26 protein-coding genes are annotated in these 26,776 nt (G+C 38.5%); 5 read left to right on the top strand and 21 right to left on the bottom strand.

Annotated features, from left to right (window positions below; genetic code table 11):
- The first annotated feature begins 93 nt into the window (after nucleotides 1–93).
- Nucleotides 94–501, top strand: coding sequence for a large conductance mechanosensitive channel protein MscL (gene mscL, locus LKF16_RS11400; RefSeq protein ID WP_291471369.1), 408 nt, complete (start codon nucleotides 94–96; stop codon nucleotides 499–501).
- Between the two features lie 109 nt (nucleotides 502–610).
- Here the strand turns inward: mscL and LKF16_RS11395 are convergent, their stop codons facing one another.
- The 11 genes from LKF16_RS11395 to LKF16_RS11345 form a co-directional block, all read right to left on the bottom strand.
- Nucleotides 611–1,642: a hypothetical protein gene (locus LKF16_RS11395; protein ID WP_291471370.1), complete on the bottom strand. Its 1,032-nt coding sequence runs from the start codon at nucleotides 1,640–1,642 to the stop codon at nucleotides 611–613.
- Nucleotides 1,643–1,806: 164 nt separating this feature from the next.
- Complete coding sequence (locus LKF16_RS11390; RefSeq protein WP_291471371.1) at nucleotides 1,807–2,787, bottom strand: ribose-phosphate diphosphokinase; 981 nt, start codon at nucleotides 2,785–2,787, stop codon at nucleotides 1,807–1,809.
- 14 nt (nucleotides 2,788–2,801) lie between these two features.
- On the bottom strand, nucleotides 2,802–4,190 hold the full coding sequence (gene glmU, locus LKF16_RS11385; RefSeq protein WP_291471373.1) for a bifunctional UDP-N-acetylglucosamine diphosphorylase/glucosamine-1-phosphate N-acetyltransferase GlmU: 1,389 nt from the start codon (nucleotides 4,188–4,190) through the stop codon (nucleotides 2,802–2,804).
- 72 nt (nucleotides 4,191–4,262) lie between these two features.
- A complete protein-coding gene (gene purR, locus LKF16_RS11380) occupies nucleotides 4,263–5,105 on the bottom strand; it encodes a pur operon repressor (RefSeq protein WP_291471375.1) in 843 nt (280 codons plus the stop codon).
- 255 nt (nucleotides 5,106–5,360) lie between these two features.
- The gene (locus LKF16_RS11375) at nucleotides 5,361–5,633 is read right to left on the bottom strand and encodes a Veg family protein (protein WP_291471377.1); all 273 of its coding nucleotides are present in this window, start codon (nucleotides 5,631–5,633) and stop codon (nucleotides 5,361–5,363) included.
- Nucleotides 5,634–5,714: 81 nt separating this feature from the next.
- Complete coding sequence (rsmA, locus tag LKF16_RS11370; RefSeq protein ID WP_291471379.1) at nucleotides 5,715–6,605, bottom strand: 16S rRNA (adenine(1518)-N(6)/adenine(1519)-N(6))-dimethyltransferase RsmA; 891 nt, start codon at nucleotides 6,603–6,605, stop codon at nucleotides 5,715–5,717.
- A complete protein-coding gene (gene rnmV, locus LKF16_RS11365) occupies nucleotides 6,592–7,167 on the bottom strand; it encodes a ribonuclease M5 (protein ID WP_291471380.1) in 576 nt (191 codons plus the stop codon). Before rnmV ends, rsmA begins: the two co-directional genes overlap by 14 nt.
- Nucleotide 7,168: 1 nt before the next feature.
- A complete protein-coding gene (locus tag LKF16_RS11360) occupies nucleotides 7,169–7,933 on the bottom strand; it encodes a TatD family hydrolase (protein WP_291471383.1) in 765 nt (254 codons plus the stop codon).
- Nucleotides 7,933–9,954 carry a methionine--tRNA ligase gene (gene metG, locus LKF16_RS11355; RefSeq protein ID WP_291471385.1) on the bottom strand — a complete coding sequence of 674 codons (2,022 nt, stop codon included), beginning with the start codon at nucleotides 9,952–9,954 and terminating at the stop codon, nucleotides 7,933–7,935. Before metG ends, LKF16_RS11360 begins: the two co-directional genes overlap by 1 nt.
- 56 nt (nucleotides 9,955–10,010) lie before the next feature.
- The gene (locus LKF16_RS11350; RefSeq protein ID WP_291471724.1) at nucleotides 10,011–10,712 is read right to left on the bottom strand and encodes an NAD-dependent protein deacylase; all 702 of its coding nucleotides are present in this window, start codon (nucleotides 10,710–10,712) and stop codon (nucleotides 10,011–10,013) included.
- A gap of 24 nt (nucleotides 10,713–10,736) precedes the next feature.
- Nucleotides 10,737–11,693, bottom strand: coding sequence for a hypothetical protein (locus LKF16_RS11345; protein ID WP_291471387.1), 957 nt, complete (start codon nucleotides 11,691–11,693; stop codon nucleotides 10,737–10,739).
- Nucleotides 11,694–11,739: 46 nt separating this feature from the next.
- On the opposite strand from LKF16_RS11345, the gene LKF16_RS11340 reads away from it, so the two are divergent.
- Entirely contained in the window at nucleotides 11,740–12,249 is a 510-nt protein-coding gene (locus LKF16_RS11340) for a YbhB/YbcL family Raf kinase inhibitor-like protein (RefSeq protein WP_291471389.1), read from the top strand.
- On the opposite strand, the gene LKF16_RS11335 is transcribed toward LKF16_RS11340, so the two are convergent.
- From LKF16_RS11335 to LKF16_RS11325, 3 genes are all read right to left on the bottom strand, one after another.
- Entirely contained in the window at nucleotides 12,246–13,172 is a 927-nt protein-coding gene (locus tag LKF16_RS11335) for a Ppx/GppA phosphatase family protein (protein WP_291471390.1), read from the bottom strand. The genes LKF16_RS11340 and LKF16_RS11335 overlap by 4 nt on opposite strands.
- 71 nt (nucleotides 13,173–13,243) lie before the next feature.
- Complete coding sequence (locus tag LKF16_RS11330) at nucleotides 13,244–14,017, bottom strand: ABC transporter permease (protein WP_291471392.1); 774 nt, start codon at nucleotides 14,015–14,017, stop codon at nucleotides 13,244–13,246.
- Nucleotides 14,010–14,657 carry an ABC transporter ATP-binding protein gene (locus LKF16_RS11325; protein ID WP_291471393.1) on the bottom strand — a complete coding sequence of 216 codons (648 nt, stop codon included), beginning with the start codon at nucleotides 14,655–14,657 and terminating at the stop codon, nucleotides 14,010–14,012. Before LKF16_RS11325 ends, LKF16_RS11330 begins: the two co-directional genes overlap by 8 nt.
- 896 nt (nucleotides 14,658–15,553) lie before the next feature.
- On the opposite strand from LKF16_RS11325, the gene LKF16_RS11320 reads away from it, so the two are divergent.
- Nucleotides 15,554–16,375, top strand: coding sequence for a 2-keto-4-pentenoate hydratase (locus LKF16_RS11320; RefSeq protein ID WP_291471395.1), 822 nt, complete (start codon nucleotides 15,554–15,556; stop codon nucleotides 16,373–16,375).
- Between the two features lie 99 nt (nucleotides 16,376–16,474).
- Here LKF16_RS11320 and LKF16_RS11315 read toward each other — a convergent pair whose 3' ends face one another.
- The 4 genes from LKF16_RS11315 to trpS all read right to left on the bottom strand — a co-directional run bounded on the left by LKF16_RS11315 (nucleotide 16,475) and on the right by trpS (nucleotide 20,861).
- Nucleotides 16,475–17,197 carry a DUF4811 domain-containing protein gene (locus tag LKF16_RS11315; protein ID WP_291471397.1) on the bottom strand — a complete coding sequence of 241 codons (723 nt, stop codon included), beginning with the start codon at nucleotides 17,195–17,197 and terminating at the stop codon, nucleotides 16,475–16,477.
- Complete coding sequence (locus LKF16_RS11310) at nucleotides 17,197–18,654, bottom strand: MDR family MFS transporter (protein ID WP_291471726.1); 1,458 nt, start codon at nucleotides 18,652–18,654, stop codon at nucleotides 17,197–17,199. The genes LKF16_RS11315 and LKF16_RS11310 overlap by 1 nt, the downstream gene beginning before the upstream one ends.
- A gap of 101 nt (nucleotides 18,655–18,755) precedes the next feature.
- Nucleotides 18,756–19,190 (bottom strand): MarR family winged helix-turn-helix transcriptional regulator, encoded by a 435-nt coding sequence (locus LKF16_RS11305; RefSeq protein WP_291471398.1) that lies wholly within the window; start codon nucleotides 19,188–19,190, stop codon nucleotides 18,756–18,758.
- Between the two features lie 657 nt (nucleotides 19,191–19,847).
- Nucleotides 19,848–20,861, bottom strand: coding sequence for a tryptophan--tRNA ligase (gene trpS, locus LKF16_RS11300; protein ID WP_291471400.1), 1,014 nt, complete (start codon nucleotides 20,859–20,861; stop codon nucleotides 19,848–19,850).
- Between the two features lie 483 nt (nucleotides 20,862–21,344).
- Between trpS and helD the strand changes: the two genes are divergently transcribed.
- Nucleotides 21,345–23,630, top strand: coding sequence for an RNA polymerase recycling motor HelD (gene helD, locus LKF16_RS11295; protein WP_291471402.1), 2,286 nt, complete (start codon nucleotides 21,345–21,347; stop codon nucleotides 23,628–23,630).
- 12 nt (nucleotides 23,631–23,642) lie between these two features.
- Here helD and LKF16_RS11290 read toward each other — a convergent pair whose 3' ends face one another.
- The gene (locus tag LKF16_RS11290; protein WP_291471404.1) at nucleotides 23,643–24,866 is read right to left on the bottom strand and encodes a SufD family Fe-S cluster assembly protein; all 1,224 of its coding nucleotides are present in this window, start codon (nucleotides 24,864–24,866) and stop codon (nucleotides 23,643–23,645) included.
- A gap of 70 nt (nucleotides 24,867–24,936) precedes the next feature.
- On the opposite strand from LKF16_RS11290, the gene moaC reads away from it, so the two are divergent.
- Nucleotides 24,937–25,425 carry a cyclic pyranopterin monophosphate synthase MoaC gene (gene moaC / locus LKF16_RS11285; protein WP_291471407.1) on the top strand — a complete coding sequence of 163 codons (489 nt, stop codon included), beginning with the start codon at nucleotides 24,937–24,939 and terminating at the stop codon, nucleotides 25,423–25,425.
- Here moaC and LKF16_RS11280 read toward each other — a convergent pair.
- Nucleotides 25,422–25,757: a metal-sulfur cluster assembly factor gene (locus LKF16_RS11280; RefSeq protein WP_291471408.1), complete on the bottom strand. Its 336-nt coding sequence runs from the start codon at nucleotides 25,755–25,757 to the stop codon at nucleotides 25,422–25,424. The genes moaC and LKF16_RS11280 overlap by 4 nt on opposite strands.
- A gap of 3 nt (nucleotides 25,758–25,760) precedes the next feature.
- Nucleotides 25,761–26,759: a GTP 3',8-cyclase MoaA gene (gene moaA / locus LKF16_RS11275; protein ID WP_291471409.1), complete on the bottom strand. Its 999-nt coding sequence runs from the start codon at nucleotides 26,757–26,759 to the stop codon at nucleotides 25,761–25,763.
- Nucleotides 26,760–26,776 lie beyond the last annotated feature (17 nt).

Below are 26,776 nucleotides of genomic sequence, written 5' to 3'. Positions count from 1 at the left end.
GTTAGACAAATAAATCTGAAAACACTTTAATTTTTTTTAAATTGATAGTAAAGTATTTCATAACTGATTATTGAGCAAAGGAGAATAAATTTAATGTTTAAGGAATTCCAACAATTCATTTCACGTGGTAGCGTGGTTGACCTGGCTGTCGGTGTTATTATTGGTGCTGCTTTCAACAGTTTGGTCACCGCACTGACCACCTATATTCTTAATCCTTTGATTGGTTTGATTATTGGTCGTATTGATCTGACTGATATGAAATTTACCGTCTTTGGTGCAAACTTCTTGATTGGTGATTTTATCAATGCCATTATCAATTTCTCGATCATCATGTTTGTGGTCTTTACGGTCGTTCGAATCATGAACCGCATGCGTCGTGATGGAAGTACTAGTAAATTCGATAACGTTCAAGAAACTGATCCACAATTGGAATATCTCCAACAAATCCGTGATCTACTAAGATATCAATCACAACAAAATAACCATCGTGACCGTTATTAATAAATCTGCACTGATCGACATTTAAGTTGATCAGTGTTTTTTTGTAAAAAAAGAGCTTGGACTTTCATCCAGCTCTCTTCAAAATGTGTAAAAGTTGCTTATTCTAATGTTATTGAATCGGTGTTACAACCTTCAAATCAAGTGCTTGTAAGAATCCACTTTCACCTTCTACAACTTGCGGGATCACGTTCACGCTAGGAGCTGCACTGGTTACATAGCTCTCATCTAGTGGCATTAATCCTTCGATATCAATATCGAGTGATTTTGGAATTCCTTCAATGTGGATATTATTTTTGATTTCTGGCTCAGGTGCTACATCATCACAAATCTTGTGGACGTATACTAAACTAGCTTTCTTCTGACCGTTGATCATGCCACTCATTGTAAATCTGTGGCCACTGATAGTTCCCTTTTTAACTGTACCAAATATTGGATGCAAATCTTCTGGAGCGGTGAAGCACTCGTGTTCGATTTTCATATCATCGAACTTCATACCTAATCTAGCTCCCATTTCATAAACACCTGATACATAATATGAGGCAATTCCTAATTTCAATTTATCTTGTGGGAATTTGTCGGGATCCATTCCATAACCAAAAACCTTTACCCAACTTGAATAATTATGCTGATCATCTTCACCAGACTGAACAGTGATGCTATCTACTTGTCCCATTAATCCTGCCAAAACTGTTGGAATATAGGATGCATAAGCTCCTGGTAGCAAGCCTGTCGGCAAGTAGGAAACATGATTCTTTTTCGCAGCATCATCGATCATTTTATATAGATCTGGTGTTGTGACCTGCGAATAATAAATCGGTAAGGTAGTTACGACATTCTTACCGGCATTTAAGACTTTGACAATATCTTCAGCACTTGGTGTAAAGCCACCCTTTTCATCACGGACTAGCGGTGTATAGTCTAAGACTACGTCTACGTCCCTCTTTAGTACTTCATCGATATCGCCTTCTACGATGACTCCGGTATTTGGAAAATCAAAAATAGCTCCTGAATCCTTACCAATTTTTTCAGGGTCATTATCGACAGCGCCGACTAGCTGTAATGATTTTTTTGATTGAATCATTCTGACTGCAGCACGTCCAACGTTACCTAAACCCCAAACAACTACTTTATATTGTTCCATCCGATCGCCTGGCCTTTAAGTGAATTTGGATCGATCCGATTCCTAGGTTCAAGTTCATAGTATCACAATATTAATAACATGATCGATTTTTTTGTGAAAAATAGAACAAATAAAAAGAACTATCTCATTTAATCATGAGATAGTTCTTTTTAAATTGCGAAATATTAACCTTTATTGCGTTGGAAACGATTGTTAAATAATGGACTAACTGGTTCATTATTATGAATGCGTTCAATGGCATCACCGATAAGTGGTCCAACTGAAACTTGAACCATACGGTCAATAACTTTTTCCTTAGGCAAGTTGATTGAATCCGTCACGATCAATTTCTTGATTGGTGAAGCTTCAATTCTTTCAATAGCAGGCCCTGAAAGGATCGGATGTGTACAACTTGCGTAAACTTCAGTTGCTCCAGCATCGATCAATGCTTGAGAAGCTAAAGTGATAGTACCAGCAGTATCGATCATATCATCAATAATGATGGCACGTTTACCTTTAACGTTACCAATGATATTCATAACTTCAGCCACATTGGCACGTGGACGACGTTTATCAATAATAGCAATTGGTGCCTTCAAGAATTCAGCTAATTTTCTAGCACGAGTAACACCACCATGGTCAGGTGATACCACTACGGCATCTTCTTCAAGATGATTTGATAGGAAATAATCTGCAAGCAATGGTGCACCCATCAAGTGATCAACTGGAATATCGAAGAATCCTTGAATTTGAGCAGCATGCAAGTCAAGTGCTAAGACACGGTCAACACCAGCACGTTGGAGCATGTTAGCAACCAACTTAGCTGTGATTGGTTCACGTGAACGTGACTTACGGTCTTGTCTAGCATAGCCATAATAAGGAATCACAACACTGATGAAGTGAGCTGAAGCACGTTTAAGTGCATCAACCATGATCAATAATTCCATCAAGTTGTCATTAACTGGAGCTGAAGTTGATTGGATCAAGAATACATCAGCACCACGAATACTTTCTTCAATATTGATTTGAATTTCACCATCACTAAAACGTGTAACAGAGGATTTACCTAAAGGAATCCCTACTTCTTTGGCAATTTTCTCTGCCAATGGTTTGTTTGAATTTAATGCAAAAATCTTGAGCGGACGTTCAGTATCTTTATATGCCATTAATCTCTCACCTTTTATTTCCATTCTTCACTTTTTGATAGTGGTAGTTTGTCCCAATAATCTTCTTTATTGGTTTGTCTTGGACGAGCAATTGCCATTGCGTGCTTAGGAATATCTTTATTTACAGTTGAACCAGCAGCGATAAATGAATGATCTGCCATATCCACTGGAGCAATAATATTTGAGTTAGAACCAATGAATGAGTGATTGCCGATATTGCTGTGGAACTTCTTAACACCGTCATAGTTAACAAAGACTACACCACAGCCGACATTGATGTCAGTTCCAAGTGTGGCATCGCCAACATATGACAAGTGACCGATCTTTGTACGGTCTCCGATAGTAGCATTCTTGACCTCACAGAAGTTACCAATGTGGACTTCCTTGCCAATATCTGCCTTTGGACGAAGATGCGAATTAGGCCCAATATTGCTGCCCTCATGCATCACAGCTTTTTCAAGGGTCGAACTAATTACGGTTACGCCGTCTTCGATAGTTGAATCTTTGATCCTTGAGCCAAGACCAATCAGACAATCTGAACCAATCTTAGTATCTCCAAAAATCTTTACATTTGGTTCAATGGTCGTATCGTTACCGATTTGAACATCAACGTCAATATAAGTATTATCTGGATCTACGAGAGTTACACCATCGCGCATATGTGCTTCGTTGATGCGCTTTTGCATCAATTTCTCAGCTTGAGATAACGCTACACGGTCGTTAACTCCGAGTGATTCGCTCAAATCATCCATTTGATAAGCGACGATTTTCTCACCTTGTGATTTCAAAATTGAAACTACGTCTGGCAAGTAATATTCGCCTTGGGCATTATCGTTATTAACTGAATGCAAATTTTCAAAGAGCATTTGGTTATCAAAACAATAAACGCCAGTGTTTATTTCTTGAATAGCCTTTTCTTCATCAGTTGCATCTTTTTCTTCAACAACCTTAGAAACATTGCCTCTTTGGTCACGGATAATTCTGCCGTAACTAAATGGATCGTCAGCATGGGCAGTTAAGATAGTAACTGCCGCATTTTGTTCTTCATGGTAATCAAATAACTTTTGGAAAGTATCTGCAGTAAACAAAGGCGTGTCGCCACTAACGATCATGGTCATACCTTCTTTGCCACCGAGATCTTTCTCAGCTTGTAATACAGCATGTGCTGTACCTAATTGTTCTTCTTGAAGGGCGTACTTAGTACGATCTCCCAACAAATCACGAACCTTATCAGCACCATTGCCGATCACGGTTTCAATCAAGTCAGGATGAATCTTTTCGACTTGAGTCACAACGTGGTCGACCATGGCTTTACCTGCTACTGGCTGAAGCACTTTGTATAACTTAGACTTCATTCTAGTACCCATACCAGCTGCAAGAATTACTACATAGCGATTAGACATTGGAAACTTCCTTTCAGTCACACAAATATATATCTATAATAGCATTTTTAGAGGCTATGCCTCAATGCACTTTCACTCGAAATAACTGAAATCGGTCTTTGCTAAATAATCACCATTTACGATGTTAATAATTTTGTTTTCTTGATCAATATTATCGACCTTAAAAATTGATGTAACGTCAGAATCACGGACAGATGGATCAATCAAAGCATTCTCTGCAAAGACTGTTACACCAACAAAAATAGCGTTGAATTCGTTGATCAAACTACGCATTCCACTGATGGTCCCTCCACCCTTCATGAAATCATCGACCACGAGGACTCGCGAACCTTCCGCAAGACTACGTTTGGACAATTCCATTTTTTCAATTCGATCTGATGAACCAGAAGCGTAATTAACACTAATGGTTGAACCCTCAGTAATCTTAGAATCTCTTCTAACGATCACAAACGGGATATTTAAAAAGCTGGCAACGCTTTGTGCAATTGGTATACCCTTAGTTGCTACCGTCATAACGACGTCAATTGAACTTTGAGAATATTGCGTTGCAATCATTCTACCAACTGTTCTAAGCAAGTTCGGATCAGCCAATAGGTCAGTTAGATAGACATAGCCACCTGGCAAAATTCGGTCAGGTTCCATCAAACGTTGTTTAACTGTACTGATAAATTCTGTGGCTTCCTTTTGAGAAATGCCGGGCGTAAAAATAACACCGCCACCAGCACCTGGTAGAGTCTCAAGTACACCAGTTCCTCTGATCATAAATGTGCGACGTAAAATACCTAAATCTTCGGATATTGAAGACTTAGCTGATTCATAGCGATCGGCAAAAAATGCTAAAGAGATCAATGTGTGGGGTCTCTCCAACAAATAGCGAGTCATATCAATCAAACGTTCACTTCTTCGTGTTTTCATTACCTATTCTCCTAAAAACAATTCATACTAAAAATTATAAAGTAATTTTCCCAACAATTCATTCATTTTCCGCTTTTTCATAAGGAAATTCAAGAAAAATTCGCATAAATTGGACAAAATAATTCGTGTTTAGCAGAAATACGACAAAATTATGGTGATTATTTATCAATTGTTCGTTTTTGCTAAATCAAAAAAAGAGTCCTAACTCAAATTATGAGTTAGAACTCTTCCTATAAAATCCAGCTAAGAAGCCGATTATTCTGCGTCTGCTTCTTCCTCGTTCTCGTTAACATCGCTATCAAAAGTAATGTCGATTGATTTAGTTAGAAGATCTGCATAGCTGTATGAAACTCTTTCAAAAGAGTTTTCATTTTGGTCTAGGTTTACCACGAAAACTGAATGAAATGTTTCTGACAAAGTTCCACGACGGCGAATAACTTTCTTGCGTCCTGCTTGTGCAACTACTGTCAAGTTTTCACCTAGATGTTGGTCCAAATTTGACTTAATTGTTTCCAATGACGTTGGCATAATAATAATCACTCCTTAGGGCCAAAATTATATCACGATTGCGAAAATATTTCAACAATGTTACAAAAATGTAAACGTTTTTTATTTAGAAAATGTTTCCTGCAATTCATTTGCCATTTCTTTAAATTGCGGAATCGATAATTGCTCAGCCCGAGCGTTCTCAGCAACATCGCAATCAGCAAAGATCTGTTTGATTGCTGCACGATTATCATCAGTTCTACCCTGCCAATTTAGCAAATTATTCATTAGACTCTTTCTTTTTTGTGCAAATGATGAGCGAATTACTTTATTAAAATATTTGGGATCATTGATGCCCTCATTTGGATGTTCCAAACGTTCCAATACTACTACGGCTGAGTCGACCTTAGGCCTTGGGATAAAGGAGTTCTTGCCAACGATTCGGTCAATTCTAGTCTTCATCAAAGTTTGCACTCCAATAGTTAGTGAACCATATTGACGATGACCTGGTTCTGCTGTGATCCGCTCAGCGACTTCTTTTTGCATCATCAAAACTAATGCTTGGAATGGATAATCGCTATTGATCAAATTAAGCATAATTGGTGTAGTGATGTAATAAGGCAAGTTAGCAACAACCTTGATAGTTTTGCCCTCAATACCGTGATCCTTAACAAATTGGTCAAGATCGACATCCAAAATATCTTGATTAAATACTTCAATGTTATCGTAGTCGCTTAATGTATCTGCCAATACAGGAATTAAGTTTTGATCAACTTCAAATGCAAAGACCTTTTCGGCGACTTGGGCTAATTTTTCCGTTAAAGCTCCAATACCAGGTCCAATTTCAATGGCGATTTCATCAGGTTTAAGCTGACTAGCATCGACAATATCGTTCAAAACTTTCTCATTAGTCAAAAAGTTTTGGCCAAGACTCTTTTTGGCACGAAGTTTGTATTTTCGTAAAATATCATTGGTCCGAATCGGGTCAGAGATACTTAATCTATTTTGTGTCATTTGTACTTCCCTTATCATATTTATTCACTGCATCACGCAATTGTTCAGGATCAACTTGCAACATATTTAGACGATTCAAAAATTGTTTAGCATTAGTATAGCCAACTTTTAATTGGCGACCAACGTATTCACGCCGTTGCTTGGAGTCGCCGTCACCAATTAACTTCAAGGCTATCATGTCATTGTTAGTATATTTTTCAAAATTGTCCTCGGTCACGGTGTATACCGCATCGAGGGCTTTTTTGATGTCAGCATCTTTGGCATGTTCAATTCCTAAACTTCCGTCGCTTTTCTTAGGGACAGCTTCTTCCCTGGGTAAAAAAGCTTGTTTAGCATCTGGAACTACTTTGGAAATGATTGTTCTAAGTCGGTTGCCATTGAAATCAGGGTCGGTAAAAATAATGACCCCGCGTTTATCCTGAGCCTGTTTGATCCGAATCTTCGTCTCATCACTCAACGCCGAGCCATTAGTTTCAATCGTGTCGACATCGCCTAAACAATCTCTTAAGCGACTAGTATCTGATTTTCCTTCAACTACGATTATTTCTTTTATTTTTTTCATATTAACTTAAGTTATACACTCTTTTGGCATTATTGAAAGTGTGTTTAGCAATTTCGTCAGGAGTAACGCCCTTGATTTTAGCAATTGCATCAACAACATATCTAGTATAGCCAGGTTCATTTTGGTGTCCACGATAAGGCACCGGTGTTAGATAAGGTGCATCTGTTTCAACCAGCAACCGGTCAAGTGGCGTATTCTTAGCAGATTCCTGGACTTCTGGCGCATTCTTGAATGACACTACGCCGCTGTATGAAATCTGCAACCCTAAATCTAAGAATTTGTTCAACCACTTAACATCCCCATTGAAGCTGTGCATGATGATGCCGCTTTTAGACATGTCGTGATTCTTTAGAATCTGGTACATATCGTCAAAGGCATCGCGACAATGAATCGATACCGGCATGTTGTATTGTTGGGCAACATCTAATTGTTTGATCAAGATTTCTTTTTGAATGGCAGGTTCGGGGTCTTCCTCCCAATGATAATCCAAGCCGATTTCACCAATTGCGACAACTTCAGGCAATTTGATCTGATTGATCAATTGTTCTTCGTTGTATTCTTTGGCGAATTCAGGATGCCAGCCAATCACTGCATGCAGTGGTTGATAGTTTTGAGCTAAACGGATAGCTTCGATATTGAATTCTTCGTTTGAACCTATAATTGCCATCTCATCAACGTCAAGTTCAGCTGCACGATCAATGTACTCCTGCGTCTTGCCTGCAAATGCTTCGTCATTTAAATGTGTATGTGAATCAAAAATTTTCATTATCCTAAGATAGCTCCATTTTTGTGTGAATTATCAACGATTGCAAGTTTTACTTCGTCGCCTTTTTCAGTTGAAAGCAACATTCCGTTACTCCATTCGCCGACCATCTTACGTGGCTTCAAGTTAACAACAGCCAAAATCTTTTTACCAATCAATTCCTTGTAGTTTGGATAGAATTTGTGCATACCTGATAAGATCTGACGATCAATACCAGTACCATCATCCAATTTGAATTGGAGCAACTTGTCAGAATTCTCAACTGGTTTAACATCCAAGACTTCAGTTACAACCATTTTAACTTTGGCAAAATCGTCGAATTCGATTTCTTTTGGATAACCATCATCATTGTCTTTTTGTTGCTTAGCCTTAGCTTGAGCAGACTTACTCAACTTGCCGGCACCGTTTTTAGCTTGTTCCTCTGCCATCTTGTCCTTGATATATTTTACTTCTTCTTCAGCATCAAGACGTGGGAAGATTGGCTCTGGATCAGAAGTTACTGTCGTACCAACTGAAGTTTCGCCAAACTTAAGCTCAGTATCCTTGTCATAATCCAAACCTAATTGTGCAAAAATCTTCTTAGGCGATTGAGTCATGACTGGTCTGATCATTAATGCAATCAAGCGTAATGATTCCACTAAGTGTCCAAGAACTGATTGTAATTCTGCCTTGCCATCAGGATCTTTAGCTAATAACCAAGGCTTTGTTTCGTCGATGTATTTGTTAGCACGACCGATAAATGCCCAAACGCTGGCAAGTGCATCAGGGAATTCAAATTTATCCATATGTTCGCGATATTCTTTGATAGCTTGTTCTGAAGCTTCAACTAAGCTCTTGTCAAAGTCAGAAACATTGGCAACTGTTGTAACTTTACCGTCTTCGTACTTGTTAACCATTGAAATGGTTCTGTTCAATAAGTTACCTAAATCGTTAGCAAGGTCATAGTTGATCTTATCAACGTAGTCCTCAGGAGTGAAAACACCATCGTTACCAAATGGCATTGCGCGCATCAAGTAGTAACGTAATGAATCAAGGCCATAACGAGCAACTAACATTTCTGGATAGACAACATTACCTTTAGACTTGGACATCTTACCGTCTTTCATCAATAACCAGCCATGTCCAAAGACTTGTTTAGGAAGATCAATTCCTAATGCCATTAAGACGATTGGCCAGTAAATAGTATGGAAACGAACAATTTCCTTACCAACAAACTGAACGTTTGCAGGCCAATAACGTTTGAATAATGAATCATCGTCAGTTCCATAACCTAGAGCAGTAATATAGTTGAGCAATGCATCGATCCAAACATAGACAACGTGTTTAGGATCACTAGGAATCGGAACACCCCAGTTAAAACTAGTTCTTGAAATAGCTAAATCTTCAAGTCCAGGTTTGATGAAGTTGTTGATCATTTCATTCTTACGAATTTCTGGTTCGATGAATGTTGGATTATCTTCATAATACTTCAACAATCTGTCAGCGTATTTGCTCATCTTGAAAAAGTATGAAGGCTCTTTAACTAATTGAACTTCGTGACCTGATGGAGCTTTACCACCGATGACCTTGCCATCTTTGTCACGGTAAACTTCAGCTAATTGAGATTCTGTGAAGTATTCTTCATCATCAACTGAGTACCAGCCAGTATATTCGCCTAAATAAACATCACCTTGCTTGATCAAGCGTTCGACAATGTTTTGAACAGCCTTGACATGGTAGTCGTCAGTTGTTCTGATAAATTTATCATTTGAGATCTCGAGTAATTTCCAGAGATCTTTAATTTTAGCCGCCATCATATCAACATATTCTTTAGGTTGCATATGTTTTGATTCAGCTTTTTCTTCTATCTTAAGACCGTGTTCGTCAGTACCAGTCAAGAAGAATACATCATAGCCCTCAGCACGTTTGTAACGTGCCAATGTATCTGCAGCGATGGTCGTGTATGAATTACCAATCGTTAATTTACCTGATGGATAGTAAATTGGGGTGGTGATATAAAAAGTTTGTTTGTTCTCATTAGTCATCTAGTGAGCCTCCACTATTAAATTGATATTAAGTATAGCATTTTTTAACGTAATCATTAAAGCTGTGCGAAAACGTTGGCAGCGTCATCAGTAATTGCTAAAACTGATTCGTCTAAGCCTAAGTTTTCCTTATTAATGGCAACAAGTTTAGCATCCGGACTTCTGTATGCTAAAAGTCCTGCAAATGGATAAACCTTAAAGCTAGTCCCAGCAACGATGATCAAATCTGCATTCGAAACTGCTGAAACAGCATTTTCAAGGTTATCCGGATTGATACTTTCGCCATAAAGTACGGTAGTTCCGGGACGAATGATCCCATCATCTTCATGATGACGATAGTCCTTTAAATAGTATTTGTAGTCGAATTCCTTGCCACAAGTTAAGCAATGAATATGGTCGTACAAATTGCCATGAAATTCAACCACATGTTTAGCTCCTGCTTTTGTATGAAGCTTATCCACGTTTTGAGTCACAATAATACCTTTTTTATTACTGATCTCAGCCATCTTTTTGTGAATGACGTTCGGTTCAGCATCAGGGAAATACATGTTTTCCACAACGAATTGATGAAAAATATCTGGATGTTTAATCAAATTATCATGACTAAGCATGTACTCAGGTGGAAAGTCGTATTCTTCCTTTTTGTATAAACCATTCTTTGAGCGATAATCAGGAATTCCTGACGGAGTTGAAACCCCGGCACCAGTGAGAAAGGCTACATAGTGAGCTTTATTAATTAAGTCCTTTAATTCTTCAATTTTATCGTTCATGAAATCCATCCCCTATCTAATTAAATAATTGATATCGTTGGCTTCAAATGTTTCTTGAACTGTTTGTTGATAAAATTTCTTGTAAAATTCAGGATTAACTTTGTTAACGTCAAATCCCAAGGCAGCAACGCTTTGACCATCGTTGATTGCCAATAATGCGAAGGCATCATCATGACTGTCACGCATCTTAAAGGTTGAATGTTTGATTTGATAAACTTGGTTCAACGACAAGCGCAATTGGTGCTTAGAAACTACCGGCGTGATTGCTAAAAATTCGTGGTAGTTCATGCCTTCATATCCGAAGGACTCGATCAAGTTATCGTAGTCTTCCAAAATGTTGACTAAGGCGCGTCTAAATTGAAACGGAACAGTTAAGTCATTTTTTTCGATGACAGCCAAAGCCTTGTCGACAAACTTAAAGGCTTCTGGAAATTCGTTCTTCCAAGTTGCATCATTTTTCTTATCGGCAAAAATCACTGCATCCAATAAAATCAAAGCACGGAAAAAGATCATATTGGCACGGTCAATTTCAACGCTAGGGTTTAATGTAGTCTCAATTCCCTTTAGATATTCAGCTTTAGTCTCATCATTAAAACTACCATCTTCAATTTGTTTTCCGATTATCAACGAATGTTCCAAAGTTTCAAAAATTGAGTTGGCAGTTGATAAAATCCGTCCGTCAACATCGGGTTTTTGGCTAGTAACCGAGACATTGATCGAAGGCTCATCAGAAATTTCTAGTTCAATATGATACAACTCATGCAGCAATACGAAGTTGGCATATTTTTCATTAGTAATGACTACCTTGATGGTCTGGTCGTCAGTCGTGTGACTAGCTTGATCTAGGTTCAAAATCGTTTGGTCTTCAAAGTCGCTGAATACTTCAACTGACTTGTGACTTGTTTGCTCTATTTGCGCAATTTGTTTTACAATATTGTCAGATAAATCTTCAATATTTATTTTTTCCATTCTATTACCTCTCAAAAATCATTTAACTCTGAAAGGAGCTTTACTTATGAAAGTATCAGTACCTCTCGAAAACGGCCTTTTAGCCGATAAATACGGCAAATACGCCAGCGGTGATCAAATTAAAAATGGGAAACCAATTATCAGTTTCCCCATTGAATTTGCAGACATTCCTAGCGACGCCAAATATTTAGCATTTACGTTTACCGATCCTGGTTCAATTCCAGTTTGTGGTTTCGAATGGATCCATTGGACAGTTGCCAATATTCCGGTTTCAATGCCTAGTCTACCAGAAAACTTCAGCCAGAGTGCACCAGACGAAATTATCCAGGGAAAGAACAGTTCGGCTAGTCCTTTATTAAGTGGCAACTTGCCTGAATTAATGAATGGCTACAACGGACCATATCCTTCAGATCAAACTCATGACTACATTCTAAAGGCCTATGCTTTGGATGAAAAATTAGATATCCAATCAGGCTTTTGGATGAACGAGTTGTTGCACAAGATGAACGGACACATGATTGCGCATTGCCGGTTTGTAATTCCTAGTCGGGCTTAATTAGCCTCTCTAGATTTATTAGCTTTATAAAAGTAATTAAATACATAACCTTCTCTAACACCGAAATTCGAAAAGCGAATTTCTTTAGAGGGGGTTTTTTTGATGATCTCAGATAGGATCAAGATCCCACCAAGAATAACCTCATATCGACCATCGCTCAACTCTTTGATCTGGCTACGTTCTTCATTAGTTGCATGAAGCAAACGGTTGAATAATTGATCAACTTGCTCGCGCGAGATCACTGAATTATGCAAGGTTTTCTTTTTCTTGCCCTCGCGGTTTAAAATGCTGGCCAATGCTCGCATCGTACCGCCTAGGCCAACAAATGTCGCTGGAGTTTTCATCCAACTTAAAGTGGCTAAGTGTTCATTAATGGCTGCTCTAGCCTTTTGTACTTCTGAATCTTTGATTGGGTCACTTGTCAAATACAAGTCCGAAATTGAGATTGCCCCGATAGGAATACTCAATCCTTGTTTTAGACGTCCCTTTTTGGCTAAACTGATTTCACTACTACCACCACCAACGTCGACGATCAAGGAATCCTTGATCCGCATCGTGTTGCGAACTGCGACATAATCGTAATACGCTTCCTCTTTTTCGTTGATGACCTCAAGTTGCAGGCCTGTTTCTTTCATGACTGCAAAGATCAATTGCGATTGATTCTTCGCTAGTCGAACAGCTGCGGTAGCAATCAAACTAATTCGATCCACATCAAATCTTTGAATCCTATTCTGGAATTCCTTTAAAACATCAATTGTTTCCTCAATTTGATCATTAGTTAAAAGTCGACTCTGGGCAATTGATTTGCCTAGTCTTACTGGTTCTCGCCAGCGGTCTAATGTCTTGAAACGATTCTTCTTCGAAGATCGATAAATTGATGTTCTAATGGAGTTAGATCCAATTTCTATGACTGCTAACTTCACATTACATCACATCCTATTAAGAACAATTATATAAAAAAAACAGCCCACATAGTAGGCTATTTTATGCAAAGTTATGAAAATAGTTCCTCATTAAGCTGTTTTTGCTCATTGTAGAATTGTTTGTAACCCAAATAACAAGAAATTATCGAGCCTAAACTAGTACTTCCTAGAAGCATAAATGCCACTAAGATCTGGTACTTGATGGCTTTAACTGGGTCAACTCCGGCAAAAATCAAACCTGACATCATACCAGGCAAACTAACTAATCCTAAAGTTTTAATTGAATCAATTGTCGGTTGAACACCAGATTTGATTGAATCGCGCAAAATATCAATGGAAGCTAATTTGATATCAGCCCCTAAAGCTAATTTTTCCAAAACTTGTTGATGGCGATCATTAAAGGTTTGCTTCATATTTCTAAAACACAGACCGATAGCGACCATAATGTTGCTGGCAACCATCCCTGTAAATGGCACGATCTGAGCCGGGATAAATTTAATTGACCCCGTTACGACAAGAAAACCGACCGTGATGACCGTATCGACGATGATCGCAAACATCGAAATTTGAATAGCTTTGGGAATTCCCTGACCACGTTTACCCGCGTTCCAACCAGCATTTAACACGATGATCAAAAAGCACGCTAATGTGAGCCAGACGTCGTTAACTCTGATAACAAATTTCAAAATATAACCAACGATCGTTAACTGAACGATGGCACGAATAACACCAATAATAATATCTTTATTAAAATGTAATTTTTCTCGGTATCCGACACCTAAAGCAATCAACACTAAGAAAAATCCCATTGCCAAAGTGGTATTTGAAACAGTTAAATTAGACATCTTTGACCTCCCCATTTTCAATCGTCACGGTATGACTAGCAGCCGCAATTTCGGTATCATCATGCGTTACACGCAAAACGGTAACGTTATACTCATGATTAAATTTGTCGATCAAATGTCTAACAATAGACTTGTTTTCGACATCTAGACCCGTTGTGACTTCGTCAGTAATCAACACTTCAGGTGGAAAAATCAAATTACGAAGCAAAGCAATCCGCTGCTTTTCTCCACCAGAAACATCATTGACGCTCTTGTCGATATACGATTCGTTCAGGTTGACCATTTCTAAATAGTCGGCAACTTTAGCACGGTCGAATTCTTGATTACGGACCAAGTAAGGAAATTCCAGATTATCTTTAACTGTCTTTCCAAACAGAGTTGGTTGTTGAAAAGCATAAGAAACCTTTTGGCGATAAGCAGTTGGTTCGTACTCGTGTAAATCTTTGCCATTAAAGATCACTTGTCCAGACGTAGCAGTGATCATATCAGCAATGATCCGCATAAGGGTACTCTTCCCACTACCGGACGGACCAATAAACGTGGTATACGAATCCCGTGCAATTTCCAAATTGATATTTTTGAGGATACTCTGATCCCCAGATTGATAATTAAGGCTCTTGACCTGAATTATATTGTCCAATTCTTCACCCCATCATAAAAAAATCATTTATCAAAATTATAGTTTTCTTTTCTACTTATAGCCAGAAATTAAGAACTAATCAAATTAAATATTTTTAATATTAATTTAATTTAAGGGTTGACATTCCCCAAAAATGGGACTAAATTACAAGCAATCATTAATTTAACAAAAACGTTCAACAGGAAACAAGTTAATCCATGGACTTCAGAAAGTTGTCGGTAGATGCGAGACAATAGTTGCTGGATCAACTTAATCACCTGTCAGTTGCAATTCAAAAGGAGCAATCCAAGTAGAAGATGCTGGGAGCACCCATTACAGTGCCAACAAATTGGAGACAGTTTGTGTGAGGCAATATTAGCAATAATATTGCGAACAAAGGTGGTAACACGTTTAGACGTCCTTTATGACATATACAATGTCATTTAGGGCGTATTTTTTTTTAGTTACTCTTAGCTTCGAAGAAGCTTAGAGTAATTTAACGGAACGCTCCGAAGGACGTTGCGATTCCGATTGAAAAAAAGCTGCAGCTCACCGGAAACATAGCATACGTATCATCGGGATTCCGATTGAAAAAAGCAGCAGTCCACCGAAAACATTGCATTTAATTGCTATAGTCGTCGAAGACACATAGAGCAACTTAACGCAACGCTCCTTTAGTTGCTCTAGTCGTCGAAGACACGTAGAGCAATTTAACGGAACACTCCGAAGGATGTTGCGATTCCATGCTTTAACAGCATTCCCCCTCACAGTCAACATCAAGTCCCCTGCCCAACATAAATTAATGAATCAAATCTCAACAAAGGAAGTGAGTCCTATGGAACCTAATATTAGTAACATTAGCAAAGGTCAGATTCAGATTAAAAATACAAATATAAAATTCTATGGAGGATTCACTCATGACACAAAATACAACTACACTTAAGGAAAACCAAACAACATTAACAGGAAACCAACAAGCTTTCGCAAATGCTTTGACAACCGCATTTAATACCCGCTTACCACTTAACGAAGACGAATGGACAGACTATGCACCAGACGAAAACGCAGCTTACAACGTACAAGAAGCTTTTACACGCTTGAAAAAAGGCGAAGTTGGCGGCTACAAAGTTTCATTGACTAGCAAAGAAACTCAAGACATGTTCGACTCAGACGAACCACTATATGGAGCCGAGATGCGTGATCGTTTTTTGAAGGCACCTGCAAACGTAAATTTAAAAGACCTTATGGAGCCTTTAGTCGAAGTGGAAATGTGCTTCCGAGCAAAGGAAGATTTGACGCCTGACGATACCCTAGAAGACTTGATGAACAAGACTACTGTTGCCCCTGCCTTAGAGGTGCCTGATTCAAGATTTAAAGACTGGTTCCCAAGTCTTTCAAAATACATGGTAATGTCAGATGGTGCTGTCAGTGGATTGGTCGTTTATGGCGATGAATTCGACACTAATAAATTTGGTACTGTCGATGCCTTGGAAAATGTTTCAGCTACCCTCTATCATGACGGCGAAAACTTGAAATCAGGCAAATCGTCTGAAGTGTTGGGCAATCCACTTAAATCATTGCAATGGTTGGTCAACAAGTTGGATTCACAGGGTAAACGCTTGTTGAAAGATCAACGTGTATCTTCTGGTACGTTCGTCTTGCCACCATCACTTACAAAAGGCGAATGGCATGCAACTTTTGACAATGGCCTAGGAACTGTTAATTTGAACGTTAAATAGTATCTGCATTATTAATACACATATGAACGAATGCCAAAAAAGCGCATCTGGATTTTTCCAGATGCGCTTTTATAATTCTGGGGAGAATTATATTACCAGTTATTTCAAACTGGCGATTATTTCTTTAGTTGCTTGGGCTTTGTATTGAGCCTGAGCTTTTTTGATAATTTGTTGTTGTTGAACATTTGTCAAGGATGGGTTAGCTTGCATTTCTTGAGCTACGGCTTTTTTGACGAATGCTTCACCCTCTTGTTTCATTTGGGCTTGAACATTTTTATCTTTCATCTTTTTGGCTAATTGACTAGCTTGATTTGTAGTCAAGACTAACCAATCGTTGCCAACTTTAAAGGTATTTGTTTGTTTAATAAACTCATTGTTATTGTTTGATAGGTTAAACAAGAAAGCATAGAAATCGTTCTTGTATTCCCAACGTGTTGTCTTTTGATCGACCTTAGCAATGTCGCTGTCTCCACGTTGTACTTTATTAGTAACGTTGACATCTGCCTTAGTTGTATCAGGTTTCTTAGCATTTTCTGTAGCAGGTGTACGATAAATATAAACCTTTTCCTTACCACTAGTACCTAATGGCTTATATAGTAGTAAGTTTGAACCCTTTTTAACTGTCTGAATCTGGAAAGTTTTCTCATTAGTAACTTTTTCCATTCCAAAATGACTATATTCGTTTCCAACTAGCAATCCAATTGAAGCAACAAACAAAACAATAAAGATTGTTGTTAGTGAATAGCCAACTCGTTTATTTTTTAGAAAAACTGCGAAGTAATAAGCTAATGCTGCAAAGACAAGAATAGAAATTTGAATCATTATTTGTCACCCGCCTTTTCTTGATTAGCTGCTTTTTCAACAGGATTTGTTGTTACGACTGATTTTGATTTTGCACCGTCTTTAACCATGAAGGTAATGATCATTGCAATCAAACAAAATAAGATGGCAACAGCAAAGGCTGCGTGATATCCGGACAATGTTGCATTGAAGAAACTGTCTTTATATTCAAGTGGTGCTGAGTGTAATAAGCCTTTACCAGGTTTAACGTTGTTTGTAACGTTTGTAAGGACACTGACCAAGATAGCAGTACCCATTGAACTAAATACCTGACGAACAGTATTATTAACGGCTGTACCATGACTCATCAAGTCAAATGGCAAGGCGTTCATACCATCGGTAGTAACAGGCATCAAGACCATTGAAATACCAAACATACGGACAGCATAAAGAATTACGATGTCTAATGTTGGTGTGTTCTTAGTCAAGAATAGGAAAGGAATAGTTCCGGCTGTTAATAAGAACATACCCATTCTAGCAAGATCTTTCGGACCGAATCTATCGAATGCACGTCCAGTAATTGGTGACATAACACCAATCAAAAGAGCACCAGGAAGTAGTGTCAATCCGGAATGGAATGCTGACATGCCTTTAACGATCTGCAAGTACAATGGCAAGATCATTTCGACACCGATCATCGCCATGTTAACTGTTGATGAAAGTGCAGCAGCGATACTGAATTTTTTAACTTTGAAAACTCGTAGTTCCAAGAATGGAGTTTCCATGTGCAATTGACGATATCCAAACCATAGGATCAATAAGAGACCACCGATGATCGAGATCAATACGACTGGGGAACCCCAACCGTCATCACCAACTGAAGAAAATCCGTAAAGCAAGGCACCAAAGCCTAATGTTGAAAGTAATAATGAAGGAATATCTAGTTTAGTTTTTCTAGTTTTAATAACTGGATGCATGAAGAAAATAGCGGCAATCAAAACCAAAATAACAATAGGAATGATCATTCCGAATAAATCTCTCCATGACCAGTTGTCAATGATCCAACCTGAAAGTGTAGGTCCAATAGCAGGAGCAAGTCCGATAACTAAACCACCAAGACCCATGGCTGTACCACGTTGGTTAGCCGGGAAGATCGAAAGCATGATGATCTGCATCAGTGGCATCGTAATACCAACACCGACGGCTTGGACCAAACGACCAATCAAAATAGTCGCAAAGTTAGGTGCGATAAAAGCAAGTACAGTACCTAACAAGAATGTTGACATAGCGAACAAATATAGCGACTTTGTACTATAGTTAGTACTCAACCAGGCTGTAACTGGAATCATGATACCGTTAACCATTAAAAATCCAGTTGTAAGCCATTGAACAGCAGACGTTGAAACGTTGAATGTGCTCATCAAAGTAGGAAAGGCTGTAGTCAAAATAGTTCCGTTTAAGACAGTACAGAAAGTACCGACAAGGAGTACAAGAACCATGAGATTACGGTTGAAGGGTTTCCCATTTATATCTAAATGTTTATCACTATTCACGATAGCAATTACCTCTTCTCAATTTTTTAAAAAGCTTTAACTCATCTTTATTTCGGGATTTCGATCTTATCAAAGTTGTTGAATACATGCGTTAAGATTCTTTCAAGAGCCTCTTGATCATCTTCAGAAACGTCCTCAAACAATTTGTCGCTGACCTTATGGTCGGCCTTTTTGATTTCTTTCAAAAAAGCTGTCCCATCTTCAGTCAGATTAACAAGTTTCTTACGATGATTAGTTGGATGAACTTTACGTTCAGCAAACCCAGCTTCCTCAAGACGCTTCAAAGAACGCGCAATACTTGCACCATCAAAAAGAGTGATCTCGCCGATTTTCTCCTGACTCAAGTCAGGGTGCTTGTCGACAAAGACCATCAGGATACCATCGAGAGTACGCATGCCTCTTTTTTTCAGAATTGAGGTTAATGTACGTTTCTTAGTCATCATGTATCTGGTAGCAAAACCAGTTAAAATCGTATAATCCAAAATATTATCTCCGAATAAAAAATATAATTTCATTTTTAGAGCCAGAAAGTATAGTAACGCCTACTCTTGATAAAATCAAGAGTTTTGTTGATTTTATCAAGGGAAAGCGTTTTTTTTAGTTGGAGTAGCACAAAATGTGCGTACTCCAACTTAACGCGACGCTCCGCAGGTCGTCACGAATGCGCTTAAAAACAACGACCATATACAGGCAATTATTGGTTTGTAGGTCAAGATTTAGTTACGGTTAGCGTGAAACGCTTATCGTAACTTAAGGCTTGCACGTAACAAAGGAGTTTCCATTTGTTGTTTTAATACAATAAAAAAAGAAGAAATGCTAAGCATTTCTTCTACAATCGAATACATATTAAGTTGAAGTCTCACTCTAAGTAAATTCAGTATCTGGTTTCTAAGGATGATTAGTTCAGGTTTATCTTTAGTATATGTGAGTTACTGCAGTTTTCTTTTCAGGGGAATCTCCCAGCCGTCTGATTGGAGTTCGAGTCTCACTTTGATTTAGCTCAAGTATCTGGATTCTAAGGATGATTAGTTCATGTTCATCTTTAGTTTATGTGAGTTACTGCAGTTTTCTTTTCAAAGGAATCTCCCAGCCTTTTGGCTGGCCGATAAAGTGCTCTAAGCGCGAAGCGCTAAGAGCACTTAAAAGTAATCAACTCCAATTGCGTGGCGTACCTCTGACAATGTTTGATTTGCTACTTCGTTTGCTCGTGCGCTTCCTTCTTCTAACATCTTGTAAACTGCTGGAATATCCTTTTCGTATTCTGCACGTCTCTTACGGATTGGTTCAAGGATCTCTTGCAAGACGTCATTTAAGTAACGTTTTACCTTAACGTCTCCCAAACCACCTGCTTGATATTGTTCCTTTAATTCAGCAACTTTAGCTTTGTCTGTTGCAAAAGCGTCTAAGTATGTGAAGACTGTGTTTCCTTCAATTTTACCGGGATCTTCAACGTGAATGTGATCTGGGTCTGTGTACATTGACATAACTTTTTTAGTGACTTCATCAGCTGATTCTGATAGATAGATACAGTTTCCAAGTGACTTACTCATCTTGGCGTTGCCATCAATACCAGGTAGACGTCCTTGTCCCTTAGGAGGAAATACACCTTCTGGCTCAACTAAAGTATCTGTGTCATAAACACGATTGAATGTTCTAACAATTTCACGTGTTTGTTCGATCATTGGTTCTTGGTCGTCACCAACTGGAACTGTATCAGCCTTAAATGCCGTAATATCAGCAGCTTGGCTAACTGGATATGTTAAAAATCCAGCTGGAATACTTTGGCCAAAATCTTTTTGTTTAATTTCTGATTTAACGGTTGGATTTCTTTCCAAACGTGCTACACTGACCAGATCCAAATAATACATTGTTAATTCATTCAATGCAGGGATTTGTGATTGAACTAAGATATTAGTTTTTGCAGGATCGATTCCTACAGATAGGTAGTCTAAAGCCACTTGGATCAAACTATTACGGATTTTTTCGGGATTTCTAGCATTATCAGTCAGAGCTTGCATGTCGGCAATCATAATAAACATCTTATATTTGCCTTCATTTTGAAGTTCAACACGGTTCTTTAATGAACCTAAATAATGCCCAATATGTAATTTTCCGGTTGGTCTGTCACCAGTTAAAATTGTATTCGTTGCCATGGTAATTCCTCCATTTGATTTTTAGTATATTAAATCGGTGGTTACTGTGGTGAGTGAGGCGGAATGATTTCCACATTTTATGTAGATAGGTCACTCGCTATGTTTGATTGAAGTGAACTGATATATTTTATTCAAGTGAACTGCCGCTTTTCTTTCAATCGGAATCGCGACGACCTGCGGAGCGTCGCGTTAAGTTGGAGTATGCGCCTTTTGCGCTACTCCAACTAAAAAAAGAGCGCCTAAATTAATAGGACGCTCTTGCGTGGTACCACCTGTTTTGTAGAATATCTTCTACCACTCTCAGTTATAAGGTAACTGCCCATTCCCATTTCCCAGTTCAAGGTCGATAGTTTTTCCAGACTAGAAACTATTCTCTGATACAACTTACTTGAATTAGTACTTAAAAATGACTATGATTTAATATACTTTAATTAGGTTTAATAATAAGTAATTTATAGAAGATTGTCAACGCGAGGTAACTATATGGCCATAAATGACAGTAAAGAATTAGAACAACAAAGAGTCGATAAAGTCGCTGACATTATCGATGACAAGATTGAAAAAGTGACAAATGATTTAGATAAAGCCCATTCAGAAACTAGCAAGATTGAACGTAACTACGGCGAAAACACCAAGGTCAACACGTTTGAAGTCGATGACCAAATGGAAACCAACGCCTCTGTTCAGCAACAGAAACAATTAGTTTATTTGGCTGTTGAGAACGAAAACATCTTATCTTCCAATAAACAAAAGCTCCAAAACCTGCAAGGTTCTCCTTATTTTGGTCGGATCGACATTGTCGAAGATGGCGAAAAAGATACTTTGTATATCGGAACTTCGACGCTGCAAGATGACGACGGCGATTTTCTCATCTATGATTGGCGTGCACCAATTTCTGGTATTTATTACAATGGTACGCTTGGCAAAGTTAACTACCCAACTCCTACTGGAACTGCCGAGGTGGATTTAAAACGGAAACGTCAATTCCAGATCATTAATAATAAGATAAAAAATATGTTCGATACTAACGAAACTGTTGGCGATGAAATTCTACAATCAGTTTTATCAGAATATAGCGATGAATATTTGAAAAGTATCGTGGCAACTATCCAACACGAACAAAATACGATCATCCGTGATACGCATTCTGATGTTCTGTTAGTTCAAGGTGTAGCCGGTAGTGGTAAGACTTCTGCCATTTTACAAAGAGTGGCCTTTCTTTTGTATCACAGTCGTGCCAGCTTGAATGCTGATCAGATCATCTTGTTCTCACCCAACCGTCTATTCAGCAATTATATTTCAGAGGTTTTGCCAAGTTTAGGTGAAAGAAACATGCGTCAGGTAACTCTAAATGAGTTCATCTCACTGCGACTAACTGGTATTCAAGTTGAAACTTTGTTTGAACGCTATGAAAAAGATGAACGCAACTTACCTCAAGATATGGTCGATATTCGACTATACAAAGAAAGCGCTGAATTTTTGAATGACTTGGAAGTTCTAGAAAATCAAAACAAAGAACATCTACTCCATTTTGAAGATATTATCTTTGAAGGACGTCCCTTCTTCACTAAAGACGAGATTTCAAAAATTTATGAATCTCAAAATACTGCCTACAGCATCCCTGATCGTTTTTTGAAGACTAAAAACACTCTGATCAAACGTCTTCAAAAACGTATTCATCGTGACCGTGACGATGATTGGGTCCAAGCTGAGATCGATAATTTATCTGATGAGGATTTCCAACAGATCATCACTGATCACAAAATTGAAGAATCAACCAATCAGCGTTCCATTATTGCCGAAGAATTTTTGAAAGACCGCTATGCACCAATTTACAATGCTTTGGTCAACAATTACTTCTTCAATCCTTATCAAGAGTACTTGTACTTGTTAAGTCACCTTGATCAAAAAATCGTTTCCACTAAAATTTGGGATACGATGATCGAAGCTATCGATCACAACGTGGAAGCTCATAAATTAAGTTTGAGCGATGCCGTGGCTGTCCTCTACTTACGTGATTATGTGACTGATTCTGGTATCAATTCTGGTATCCAACACATCTTCATCGATGAGGTTCAAGATTACACAATGGCTCAGCTGAAATATATCGAGCATGCCTTTCCTGCTGCTAAGATGACTCTTCTAGGTGACCGTTCACAAGATGTCCTGACTAGTTCATATCGTAGCAAAGATTTGATCACCTCGATCAGCGAGTTATTTAATAAGAAGCATATGACGACAATCAATCTCAACCAGAGTTATCGTTCAACAGCAGAGATCACTAACTTTGCTAGCCAACTTTTACCTGATACTGAGAAGATCAAAGCTTTTTCAAGAAAAGGCGACAAACCTGAGATCCACGTCTATGACGATGAAATGGGATATTATCAAGGTTTGAAATCTTGTGCCCGTGAATTGAATAAACAATACGAAACTGTGGCTATCTTGACTAGAAATGAAGCTCAAGCTGAACAAGTTTATACGCATTACGGGGACGAAGCTCTAGTAACCTTAGTAGATGCTAACTTCAGATCTGTACCAAAGGGTATCATCATCCTACCGATTTATCTGGCAAAAGGATTAGAGTTTGATGCGGTGATTGCTCATAATGTATCGGCTCAAAATTATCCAGACGACCGTAGTCGCGACACGCTTTATACTATTTGTACTAGAGCAATGCATCATCTAACGCTTTGTGCGGAAAAAGAATTATCTCCACTACTGAAAGAATCCGCTGACAGTGAAGATGCAACATTGCAACTAAACTAAAAAAATCATCACTTATTCGAGTGATGATTTTTTTATTACCAATTTTGATTTTGAGATCGCACCGTGGCGTCTGATCAAACTCTTGGAATACTGACGTAACAAATCTGTTCTATTAAAACCAATCAGACTGCTAACAACCAATGAATAGATCATATCTGGGTTTAATTGTAGAGAAGTCGAATGTGATCTTTTCGAAATTATCTTAGTGTGTTTCATGAAGGCATCGTGATTGTGCGTCAAACTTTGCTCTCCAGTCGGTTTATCCTTGCCATAATTGATCAATGATGACATAAAGAATTTTTCAGAATTCTCGCAAAAACCAAACTGTTCGACAATATCTGTCGGCTGCTCGACCTTAGCATTAATTTGAGAATTAATTGCCACTGGATAATCCTCGTGTTGCCAAGTTAGCACTTGGAGCTGAGTTTTAGCAGTTTTATGACCTAGCGTCGTATGGAAATTTGCATCCGTAGGTCCTTGATTAACTTCAGCAATGTTCCAGTTGACCTGGGCATCACGAGAAATTTGTGCACCAGTGTTTAAGACAACATGCTCTTCAGTACTGATTTCTGAAAGCACGCTGATATCAACTATACTGTTGGGACGTGCCAATACTTCAACGACAACATTGCCATGGTTTTTGACATCCCCAATAGATCTAATATCTAAAGTAGTATTCACGCTGCTGCCTTCATCAGCATAAATAAAGACGTGCGAGTACAACGGTTGCTGGTTCACGTTATCTTGAATGATATTTAAAATCACTGAATCGTTCAACTGATAATTTTTAGGAAGATACAAGAAGATCCCGTTGTTTAAAAAAGCGGTGTTAGCGGCAGTATCTTGACTGGTACTTTCATCGACAACTTTACTGGCAAAGTATTTTTGAATCAACTGAGGATGTTGACGGAAGGCAGTAAAAATATCGGTCAAAATAACACCCTCATCCTCATCGTCTTCATCCAAAGTATTTTCCAAACTCGATTGGCCAATCTGAGTCAGACCGATCTCCGACTCATCAACACTTGCCATTGCCAATAATTCTTTGGTCAATTTAATTTTTTCAGGAGCTTGATCGACCGCGATTTTATTTTTTTCAAAAGGATAATTAGGTATCGATGTTACTGGTGCTTTTGCTATTTTAGCTAATGCATCCAGACGGCGTTGCACGAACCAATGCGGTTCACCGTGTTTATTTCCAAAAGTTTCTAATTTGGTTGTTATTTCGTTTGTCATATTATCCCCTGAATTCTCATGTGATAGTTTTGCTATAATTATTATATTACATCTTAGAAAGCGTTTAGATATGGATAATTTAACTCATTTTAATGACCAAAATCGTTCAAAAATGGTCGATGTGACCAATAAACAAGTTACCTCTCGTACCGCCATTGCCACGGGACAGATCAAAATGCATCCTGAAACCTTGCAAAGAATCCACGACGGCAAGATTAAAAAAGGCGACGTTTTAGCTGTCGCCCAAGTTGCTGGCATCATGGCAGCTAAACAAACTAGCTCTCTGATACCGATGTGTCATTTAATACCTTTAACTGGTGTTGATATTCACTTTGAAGATGATAATGATTCTATCATCACTTGTTCAGCCCAGGTCAAAACTAAACATGTCACTGGTGTGGAAATCGAAGGATTGCTAGCTGTTCAAACAGCACTCTTGACCATTTATGATATGTGTAAAGCTATCGACCGCGGTATGATCATTAATAACGTGCATTTAGTTGAAAAAATGGGCGGTAAAAGTGGTCATTTTATCTTTGATGAACAAAAAGATAACTAGCCATGAATTCCGAGACTAATTTTTCCAAAACGACTGATCATCGAAACATTCCAAGCAGGCTGCCAGACCAGATTGATCTGACACTTTGAGATACCCTCCACTTCCTTTGCGGCATCAAGAATTTGTTGCTCCAAAAGATTGCTGATAGGACATCCCATTGTCGTCAAGGTCATCGTGATCGTGCAGTCTTTTTCTTTGACCACAACGTCATAGATCAAACCTAAATTAACAATGTCGATTCCGAGTTCTGGGTCGATCACTGACTCAAGCGAATTCATAACATCATTTTCAATTGGTGAAAAAACATCACCTTGTCCTAAAACCTCTTCCATGGTTTAACCTCCGATTTGACTCATGTGTCTCCAAGTTGGTGCTTCATCAACGATCCGGTCAGTTTCTGACATCGCCATTTCGTGATTCAAAGGCTTATTGTCTAAAGCACGTTGAATCAAGCTACGGAACTTAACTTTGTCAGGTATTGCTTCACGGATATTGATCTCTTCATTCCAATACAAACAAGCCTTGATATAGCCATCTGCCGTAATCCTGAGCCGATTGCAATTCTCACAGAATTTGGCAGTAATCGGATGAATCAAGCCAAAACTACCTTCATAGCCTTCAATTTGATAATTGTCTGAAGGTCCATTTCCTTTGAGCTCAATTGGCGTGTATTTCAAATCGTTGGCTTCACAAATATCAAAGACGTTTTGCAGGCCAACAAACTCACGTTTCCAAGTTTTCAAGGAATTGCCAATTGGCATAAACTCGATAAAACGAACGTTGACGTTATTATCTTTGGTGTAATTCAAAAATTCCAGTATCTCGTCATCATTTTGACCCTTGATCAAAACTGTATTGAGTTTGATTTTTTTGAAGTTTAACTTTGCTGCAGCACTAATACCATCAAGCACTTGTTGGATATTGCCACCACGAGTGATCTCTTTATAACGTTCTGGATTGAACGTATCCAAACTAATGTTTAAGCGATCAAGCCCTGCCTCTTTGAGTGCAGCGGCTTTTTTCGTTAAAAACAAGCCGTTGGTCGTGATCGAGACATCCTCGACGCCATCGACATTTTTGATTCTTCTAACGATATCAACTACGTCAGTCCGAAGCAGTGGCTCTCCCCCAGTGATTCTGACCTTACTAATACCCATTTCAGCAAAATTCTCGACTAGTTGAACGATCTCGTCTTGAGACAATACTTCGTCTGTTGGGAAAAATGGCAAACCTTCTTTAGGCATGCAATAAACGCAACGTAAGTTACAACGATCGGTGATCGAAAGTCGCAGATAATCATGTTCACGATGATATTGGTCATATAGCTTTTCCATAGGAAGACCCCCAACTA

Origin of the sequence: Companilactobacillus sp. (assembly GCF_022484265.1) — a bacterium.
Lineage (GTDB): Bacteria > Bacillota > Bacilli > Lactobacillales > Lactobacillaceae > Companilactobacillus.
Note: the sequence above shows the minus strand (reverse complement) of the source record. Positions and strands in the feature narration are given on the sequence as shown.